The organism is Runella limosa DSM 17973 (genome assembly GCF_000482465.1).
GTDB lineage: Bacteria > Bacteroidota > Bacteroidia > Cytophagales > Spirosomataceae > Runella > Runella limosa.
On sequence record NZ_KI519434.1, the window covers coordinates 66,469 to 75,202 of the forward strand.

Genomic DNA, 8,734 nt, shown 5'->3' on the forward strand with positions numbered 1-8,734 from the left:
AAACTAATGGCCGATACCTCCTGGCCCTCTATCTGATAAATCCCTTGGCTACGCAACAAGCCAATTAACCACGTCGGTGTTCCTGTACTGAACCAATAATTTTGAAAACTACCGTTGTCCGCAAAAAAGTTAAGCAACGAAAAGGGATTATAAACACTGACCTTGCCCCCCCAAGAATAACCGTTATACCAATGCTTGATTTGACCTAAAAATACCTCTTCCGTAATCCCTCTTTCTTTGGATAAGTCTGAGATTTCTGCCTTAAAATTCAAGGCAAGTTCTTCTTGATTAATACCAACCAAATCCGAAAATTGTGGGTTAAGGGTAAGGTCTCGCAAATTATTCAAATCCGAAAACACACTCACTTTTGCAAACTTGCTCACGCCCGTCAGCAACACAAACTCCAAATGTTCGTCTGAAGGTTTCAGTATCCCATAAAACGATTTCAACAATTGACGGTTCAGATGCGCAATCGGTAGTTCCTCCAAATAATCCACTATCGGTTTGTCGTATTCATCCACCAACACCACCACTTTACGACCCGTCTTGACGTGAAGTTTCTCAATTAACTCCTGAAACATAAAGCCTACCCCTTCACTCTCCAAAATTAACTCATGGCGGCGGGCTTCATTGCGTAACGTCGTTATCAGCGATTGCTCCAAACCCACATCCCGCAAACTCATCTGATTAAAATAAATCACAAGCGTGGGGTTCGTCTGACTAAAATCCCATTTATCAAAAATATACAAACCTTCAAAAAGCTCCTGCTTACCTTCGTACAACGCCTGCAACGTACTCACCAGCAATGACTTCCCAAAACGGCGAGGGCGAGACAGAAAATAGTATTTCCCCCTACTCACCAAGCGGTAAATCAACGCTGTTTTATCAACATAGAGATACCCCCTCGTGATAAGCTCTTGAAAATTCTGGATTCCTATCGGATATTTTTGCATCGTTTCTCGCTTTCTTTAAACAAAGATAGACAGAAATTAATGATGACCGACTTACCCATCCCTCAAAAACCCACCCTCCTAGCCGCCATCGACGCCGATGCCGCAGCTATCAGCTTTGGACAACCTTCCGACGACCTCACTGGGGCATTTCTTCGGACGTTTGTGGCCAGCAAACCCGCAGGAAACTTTCTTGAACTTGGTACGGGCGCAGGACGAGCAACGGCTTGGATGCTCGAAGGTATGACACCCGACGCTCACCTCATTTCGGTAGAATCGGACGAGGCACTCATCCAAATTGCCCAAAAACATCTTGGTTCGGATTCAAGGCTAGAACTCATTCACAGTTTAGGGGAGGACGTCATTGTAAAACTCCCGCAGAATCATTTTGACCTGATTTTTGCCGATACCTGGCCTGGGAAATACAACCACTTGGAAGAAACTTTGGCTTTGATTAAAGAAGGCGGTTTTTATATCATCGACGATATGTTACCGCAGCCTAATTGGCCCGAAGGCCACGATAAAAAAGCAGCGAATCTCATCCAAACACTCGAAAATGACTCCCGTTTTCAAATGGTTAAAATGACGTGGGCGTCGGGCGTTATTGTATTGGTGAAGCAGGCATAATCAATTTTAAAACCCAATTTTACCATTTCTTTGCCCTCAAGCGGCTCAGGGTTTCGGAGGTAATTCCCAAATACGACGCGATGTACTTGAGCGGTATTCGCTTGCTAATATCTGGAAAGGACGTAATCAGCTGACGGTATCGCTCGTCGGCTGTTTTTTTACGTAGGTTTTGCGTTCGCTGCTCGCTCAATACATAATACCGCTCCGTCAGCAGCCTCCCTACTTGGTTAAATCCTGGGTGCTGGAGATACAACTGGTGAAGTCGTTGGTATGAAATAGACCACAAAACACAATTTTCAAGCGTCTCAATTAGTTCTTCGGAGGGTTGTTGGGTATAAAAACTGACAATAGAAATGACAAAATCGTCCTCTTTCATAAACCACGAGTTTACTTCAGCACCTTCCTTTAAATAATACCCCCGCAAGCAGCCCTTTTCGACAAAATACATCTTTTTGGCCACTTGCCCTTCTTGTAGAATCACCGTTTTTTTAGGAATTTCTTCTCTGACGACCGCCTCTCGCAGCGCAACTTCAAAATCGGGCGTAACAGTTGGCCAAAAATGTTTGATAAGTGCAGTTAGTGATTCCATAGCGATGAGTGAAAACAAAAGAGGTCGCCATTGTGTGGCGACCTCCTAATCTAAGCAATAAATGTATGTGATTAGCTCAACGCGTTCACAATTTCTTTGAACTGCTCTACGTCAATTGTTTTTGCCTCAACCGCCACTTGGCCGCTCAAGTACTCAAACACTTTATCGTCAAACACCAAGTTGAACATCTTCGAGTAGTTGTTCTCTTTTTCGGTCGTTAGGTAGTTCATCGCAATTTTGCGGATGGTTTCTTCCATCTGGTCGCCCAATGAATCACCGTAGATACCAAATTGTTCACGAACCATGTCCTCAGCACGCGCAATCACTTCTGATTGCTCTACTTTGATTTCGGTTTGCTCGGCCAATTTGTTTTTAATCAACGACAACTTCAACGATTTTGTGAATTGTGGATAGTCAGCGTCGATTTGTTCTGTGGTAAATTTACCTTCGTTTAATTGGAACAACCAATCTTTCAAAAACGCTTCTGGAAGGTCGATTTGGATGTTGTCCAACAACAACTGGTCGATGTCGCGGCGCAACAATGAATCTGCTTCGCGTGCGTAGTTGCGTTGGATGATTTCGGCCACTTGTGAGCGGAACGACTCCTCGTCTTCTGCTTTACCTACACCCAACACCTTATCAAAAAACTCTTGGTTGATTTCTGAAGGCGCTTGGCGCGTGATGTCTTCTACCACAAAGGCGTATTCACCCGCAAATTCAGCGATTTCCTCTTCTTTTTTACCCGTCAAAAGCGCAATGGCTTTGTCGTCCACAAACGTATCGCGAATATCAAACGTCACTTCGCTTCCTTTCGTCAAACCAACGAATTTAGCTTGTGCTTCTTCTTTGATTTGCTTAGAAGGAATGGCCGTTTTAGTAGAAAATTCGCCACCGACTTGCTTCAATTCACCGTAAAGCATATCGCCAGCTTCCGACGTTTCAGGGTTGATTTGACCCGTAAACTGCGTACGAAGGTTTTCGATGGTATCGTTAAGTTCCTTTTCTCCTGCCTCAATCGTGTAAGAAGAAACCGCAGGCAATGCACCGATATTTACCTCAAAATCAGAGGCTAAACCTAATTCGTAGCTAAATTCAAATTCCGTTTGTTTGTCCCAATTAACCGCATCTGTTTTTTCGCGATCAATTTGCGGGTCGCCCACTACGGCAAGTTTGTTATCACGGATATAGTTACTTACGGTTTCAGAAAGCAAGTTATTCACTTCGTCGATAACAATGCTTTTACCGTACATTCTTTGGATTACATTAGCAGGTACTTTTCCAGGACGGAAACCTTTCAAAGCTACGCGCTTGCTATAATCTTTGATTGTTTTATCTACTTTTGGTTGATAATCCTCTTTCGCTAATTTGATGGTTAGCGTGGCATTGGTGGGTGTGCTTTTTTCTAACAGAACCTCCATGATATATGTTTAAATTTCTGAATTGGGGATTTTGAAAATATGCTATAAAAAAAATGAGTGAATTAGGTTAGCGAAAAAGTGGGTAAGAAATCACTAAATCACTAAGTCACTAAATCACTCATTTATAAAACCAGATAGTGCGGGCGGAGGGACTCGAACCCCCATGCCTTGCGGCGCCAGATCCTAAGTCTGGTATGTCTACCAATTTCACCACGCCCGCAGCGTGTGTGTTTGGGGATGCAAAACTACCTTTTGTAAACACAAGATGCAAGCTTTTTTTTATTTTTTTTATCTTTCTTAAAAACAGAAAGCTATCTCTTTTGGCCTATACTTGCTATAAATCAATAATTTACCCTCAAAAAAAACGCCTATTTTTTTTTACTACATCATAAAAAACTTGTTAAAAACACAACGATTGATTACCTTAGTCGTATTGAGTACAACAAATTTCGGATGACCGAACACCAATAACATGCCCATCGAAGTAGAAATTGATTTGGAATTGGAGCGCTTAGAAATTCTTAAAAGGTACCGAAAACTATTACGCGCCGCCAAACCCTTCTTAAAAGATGATGACGCCAAAAAAATTAAGAAAGCGTTCAATCTATCGGTAGAAGCTCACAAAGACATGCGCCGCAAGTCGGGAGAGCCGTATATCTACCACCCCATTGCCGTTGCTCAAATATGCGTTGAGGAAATTGGCCTCGGTACTACTTCTATTATATGTGCGTTGCTCCACGACGTAGTAGAAGATACAGATTACACCCTCAAAGACATCGAGCATCAGTTTGGGCCTAAGGTTGCCCAAATCATCGACGGCCTAACCAAAATTTCGGGACAGTTTGAGTTTGGGACGTCGCAACAAGCCGAAAACTTCCGTAAGATGCTCCTTACGCTCTCGGACGACATTCGGGTCATTATGATTAAGCTCGCCGACCGCCTCCACAACATGCGCACCCTCGATAGCATGGCGCGTGACAAGCAGCTAAAAATTGCGTCCGAGACTATCTTTATCTATGCCCCACTCGCCCACCGTTTGGGATTGCACTCGATAAAAACCGACCTTGAAGACCTCTACCTCAAATATACCGAGCCCGAAAGCTACGAGGAAATCAAGAACAAACTGCGTGCGACCAAAACCTCCCGCGATAGGTTTATTAATAAGTTTATCGAACCTATTGACATCGACCTCAGAGAACAAGGCTATGACTTTGTAATAAAAGGACGCCCCAAGTCGATTTATTCGATTTGGAACAAAATGAGGAAACAAAAAAAGCCGTTTGAAGAAATCTACGATTTGTTTGCCGTACGGATTATTATGAATTCGGTGGACATTAAGGCGGAGAAATCAGATTGCTGGCACGCCTACTCCATCGTTACCGACCACTACACGCCCAATATCGACCGCCTCAAGGATTGGTTGGCCACGCCCCGTGCCAACGGCTACGAGTCGTTGCACATCACAGTAATGTATCGCCCCGAAGGTGCCGATAAAGGACAGTGGGTGGAAGTACAAGTTCGTTCAAAACGAATGGATGAAATTGCCGAAAAAGGGGTAGCTGCTCACTGGAAATACAAAGGCAACGACACCCGCACGGGCCAAGGAATCGACCAGTGGATTAACCAAGTCCGCGAAATGCTCGAAGCAACCAAAGACAGCAAATCGGCGGCATTGGAGTTTTTGGATGATTTCCGCAGCAACTTGTTTGCCGAAGAAGTATTTGTCTTTACCCCAAAAGGTGAGCTTCGGGTACTACAACGCGGTGCTACAGCCCTCGATTTTGCTTTTGACATTCACTCTGAAGTTGGCGCACGCTGCATCGCGGCAAAAGTTAATAATACGTTGGTGCCCATTAGTCAGCCACTAAACAACGGCGACCAAGTAGAAATCATCACGGCCAAACGTCAAAAACCCAGCGAAGATTGGCTCAAGTTTGTGGTGACCTCCAAGGCCAAAGCCCGTATCAAAGAACTTATCAAGGAGGAAAACAAACAATATATCAGCGACGGCCGTAGTATTATTGAGAAAAAGTGTAAAATCTTACACCTTGACGTTACCCTTGAACTGATCAATCAGCTGAGGGCGTATTTTAACTGCAAAACCCCCAGCGACCTGTATTATCGTTTTGGAAAAGCCTACATTCAACCTGACGAAATCAAGAAATTTAAACAGGAAAAGGAGGCAAAACAGAACATACAAGCCAAAATCAATACAGACGACCTCCAAGACGGCAAGCAGTTTACCAAAGAGCTCAAAAAAATGCACGGCGAGCGCACCGACGCCGACGCGCTGCTCATTGGCGAAGACATGGACAAGATTGACTACATCTTGGCCCAATGCTGCAATCCTATTCCTGGCGATGACGTATTTGGGTTTGTGACGGTCAACGAAGGCATCAAAATTCACCGAACTACCTGTCCCAATGCCCCAGAGCTTTTGTCGAACCACGGCAACCGCGTCATTAAAGCAAAGTGGACGTCACAACAAAAAATTGCTTTTTTGGCAGGACTCCGCATTGACGGCACCGACCGCGTGGGATTGGTCAATGATTTGACTCGGATTATATCCAATGAGCTCCACATTAATATTCGTTCTATTTCGGTAGAAACCGAAGAAGGGCTCTTTGAAGGACTCATCAAACTGTATGTTTATGACACTCGGCACTTAGAACAACTCATCCACAAAATCGAAAAAGTAGATGGTGTATTTAAAGTAGCGCGGTTTGATTGAAAATTAGTACTTTTGCTATTCTAATTTGAAAATTTGCCAATGCACCCAACTTGAAAACCAAGGTTCATTTTCAAATTTTCAAATTTTCAAATTTTCTTATTGTAATCATGCCACAGGCCAAGCACGAAAATTTAGAAGCTGCGAAGCGCATTCTGACTGCCTACTTAGAGCGCAAAGGGCTTCGCAAAACCCCTGAGCGATTTGCGATATTGGAAGAAATATACACCCGTGAAGACCACTTCGACGTGGATGAGCTGTATATTTCGATGAAAAACAAAAAGTATCGGGTAAGTAGGGCAACTGTTTATAATACATTGGATGTACTCGTTGACTGTGATTTGGTTACGAAACACCAGTTTGGCAAAAATTTAGCCCAATACGAAAAAGCTTACGGCTCTCGCCAACACGACCACCTTATTTGTATGGATTGCCACCAAGTAATGGAGTTTTGTGACCCTCGCGTCCAAAATATTCAAAACATGGTGGGCGAACTTCTTAAATTTAACGTACTTCATCACTCGTTAATTTTTTACGGTAATTGCCAACGGGCAAACTGTGAAAATAAAACCAAGGCCATCGCCGAACGGCCCAAAAGAATAGAAGTTGAATAGTGCAGAAAGGGGGCTACTTGCCCAACATGCACCGTGCCCTACCCCAACCCTATGGGCATGTATCACATCCAATAAAATCCCCTTCAGGGTTAGGGGTTATAATTTCTAATGAAAGTTGATGTATTACTCGGCCTCCAATGGGGCGACGAAGGAAAAGGGAAAATAGTGGACGTCTTGGCGCCACAATACCAAGTGGTGGCACGCTTCCAAGGTGGGCCTAATGCGGGGCATACACTCGAATTTGACGGTTTTAAGCACGTTTTGCACCAAATTCCGTCGGGAATTTTCCGTCCTGAAATCAAAAACGTTATCGGAAACGGGCTTGTACTTGACCCCATCGTCCTCAAAAAAGAAATTGATGGCTTGGCTAAGTTCAATCTCCCACTTGATAAAAACTTGTTTATCTCAAAAAAAGCGGCGGTCATTATTCCAACCCACCGTTTGCTTGATGCCGCCTACGAACAATCCAAAGGTGCTGCCAAAATTGGCTCTACATTGCGTGGTATTGGTCCTACTTACCAAGACAAAGTAGCGCGGATGGGGTTACGAATGGGTGACATTCTTTCTCCAAATTTCAAACAAAAGTACCGCCACCTAGTGGATCAGCACAAGGTCATCCTCAAGTTTTATAACTATGAGTTTGAAACCTCACTCGCCGAAGCTGAACAAGCTTTCTTTGAAGCAATCGAATTCCTCAAACAATTCCAATTTGTTGACAGCGAATACGTAGTGAACGAATCACTCGAAGCAGGTCAAACGGTATTGGCAGAAGGTGCCCAAGGCTCATTGTTGGACATTGACTTTGGTTCGTATCCTTTTGTAACCAGTTCTACCACCACCGTTGCGGGGGCTTGTACTGGCTTGGGGGTTGCTCCAAAGCACATCGGCGAAGTATTTGGGATTTTCAAAGCTTACTGCACACGCGTAGGAAGCGGCCCATTCCCTACCGAATTGTTGGATGAAGTCGGAGAACGTATCCGTCAAGAAGGACGTGAGTTTGGTTCAACCACGGGACGCCCGCGTCGCTGTGGATGGATTGATCTTCCTGCCCTCAAATACGCCATTATGATCAATGGCGTCACGCAGTTGGTCATGATGAAAGTCGATGTTTTGAATATCTTTGATGAAATTCAAATCTGTACGCACTACCAATTGCCCGATGGTACCACTACTGACCAGCTTCCTTACGACCTTTGCGACGAAGAAGTAACGCCTATTTACAAAACGTTGAAGGGCTGGGCTACATCACTAGAAAACCTTCATTCGTACAATGAGATTCCAGCAGAACTTGCTGCTTACATTGAGTTTTTAGAAGCCGAATTGAAACTTCCAATTAGCTTTATCTCGACTGGCCCTGACCGCGAAGCCATCATTCACCGCGAAGCACAGACAGCTTAATCAGCCGTCAGTTGATAGAGAATAGAAATCACAAAAATGCCGTCGCCCAAAAGTGACGGCATTTTTAGGCTTCCCTTGGAAATTACTTTTTCAAAAAATATTTTCAAAAAATCCACTCCAAGTTGAGTGGATTTTTTGGTTAAAAACTGTTGAATTATAAAAATAATACTATTTATGTCAACTAATATGAATCTTTTCTACGTTTTTCTAACGTATTAACACAGTTTAATAACCATCCTATTTTAAATAGAGCGGGTAATTTCTTGACGTTTCCTTTATTTTATGCAGCTAATAGAAATGTACTCTTTCCCTTTTTCCTTCTCTTTGCAACCTTAACGGCATTGGCAGTGTGAATTCCGAAAAATAGCCAAACTTCTTCAGTCTGAGGATTTTTAGCTTTTATCTTATCA

General features: G+C 43.6%; 7 protein-coding genes and 1 tRNA gene. 4 read left to right on the forward strand and 4 right to left on the reverse strand.

The genetic code is table 11. From position 1 onward, the window contains the following. Positions 1 to 953: ATP-binding protein (locus K339_RS35615; protein WP_157607858.1), on the reverse strand; the 953-nt coding region annotated here is incomplete at its 3' end. 39 nt (positions 954 to 992) lie between these two features. Here K339_RS35615 and K339_RS0132120 point away from each other — a divergent pair. After that, a complete protein-coding gene (locus tag K339_RS0132120) occupies positions 993 to 1,577 on the forward strand; it encodes an O-methyltransferase (protein ID WP_028527255.1) in 585 nt (194 codons plus the stop codon). A 19-nt stretch (positions 1,578 to 1,596) separates the two neighbouring features. Here the strand turns inward: K339_RS0132120 and K339_RS0132125 are convergent, their stop codons facing one another. From K339_RS0132125 to K339_RS0132135, 3 genes are all read right to left on the reverse strand, one after another. Continuing rightward, complete coding sequence (locus tag K339_RS0132125) at positions 1,597 to 2,166, reverse strand: Crp/Fnr family transcriptional regulator (RefSeq protein ID WP_028527256.1); 570 nt, start codon at positions 2,164 to 2,166, stop codon at positions 1,597 to 1,599. 71 nt (positions 2,167 to 2,237) lie between these two features. Further along, positions 2,238 to 3,584 carry a trigger factor gene (gene tig, locus K339_RS0132130; RefSeq protein ID WP_028527257.1) on the reverse strand — a complete coding sequence of 449 codons (1,347 nt, stop codon included), beginning with the start codon at positions 3,582 to 3,584 and terminating at the stop codon, positions 2,238 to 2,240. 138 nt (positions 3,585 to 3,722) lie between these two features. After that, positions 3,723 to 3,804: transfer RNA gene (locus K339_RS0132135), tRNA-Leu, on the reverse strand. Between the two features lie 252 nt (positions 3,805 to 4,056). Between K339_RS0132135 and K339_RS0132140 the strand changes: the two genes are divergently transcribed. From K339_RS0132140 to K339_RS0132150, 3 genes are all read left to right on the forward strand, one after another. Further along, the gene (locus K339_RS0132140) at positions 4,057 to 6,315 is read left to right on the forward strand and encodes a RelA/SpoT family protein (RefSeq protein ID WP_028527258.1); all 2,259 of its coding nucleotides are present in this window, start codon (positions 4,057 to 4,059) and stop codon (positions 6,313 to 6,315) included. Positions 6,316 to 6,422: 107 nt separating this feature from the next. Next, entirely contained in the window at positions 6,423 to 6,926 is a 504-nt protein-coding gene (locus K339_RS0132145; RefSeq protein WP_037302452.1) for a Fur family transcriptional regulator, read from the forward strand. Between the two features lie 108 nt (positions 6,927 to 7,034). Then, positions 7,035 to 8,324 carry an adenylosuccinate synthase gene (locus K339_RS0132150; protein ID WP_028527260.1) on the forward strand — a complete coding sequence of 430 codons (1,290 nt, stop codon included), beginning with the start codon at positions 7,035 to 7,037 and terminating at the stop codon, positions 8,322 to 8,324. Positions 8,325 to 8,734: the final 410 nt, after the last annotated feature.

What these genes read in the sequence shown, in the direction of transcription:
- K339_RS0132120 (WP_028527255.1), top strand. Translation starts at nt 993, where the DNA reads ATGATGACCGACTTACCCATCCCTCAAAAACCCACCCTCCTAGCCGCC.
- K339_RS0132125 (WP_028527256.1), bottom strand. Translation starts at nt 2,166, where the DNA reads ATGGAATCACTAACTGCACTTATCAAACATTTTTGGCCAACTGTTACG.
- tig (WP_028527257.1), bottom strand. Translation starts at nt 3,584, where the DNA reads ATGGAGGTTCTGTTAGAAAAAAGCACACCCACCAATGCCACGCTAACC.
- K339_RS0132140 (WP_028527258.1), top strand. Translation starts at nt 4,057, where the DNA reads ATGCCCATCGAAGTAGAAATTGATTTGGAATTGGAGCGCTTAGAAATT.
- K339_RS0132145 (WP_037302452.1), top strand. Translation starts at nt 6,423, where the DNA reads ATGCCACAGGCCAAGCACGAAAATTTAGAAGCTGCGAAGCGCATTCTG.
- K339_RS0132150 (WP_028527260.1), top strand. Translation starts at nt 7,035, where the DNA reads ATGAAAGTTGATGTATTACTCGGCCTCCAATGGGGCGACGAAGGAAAA.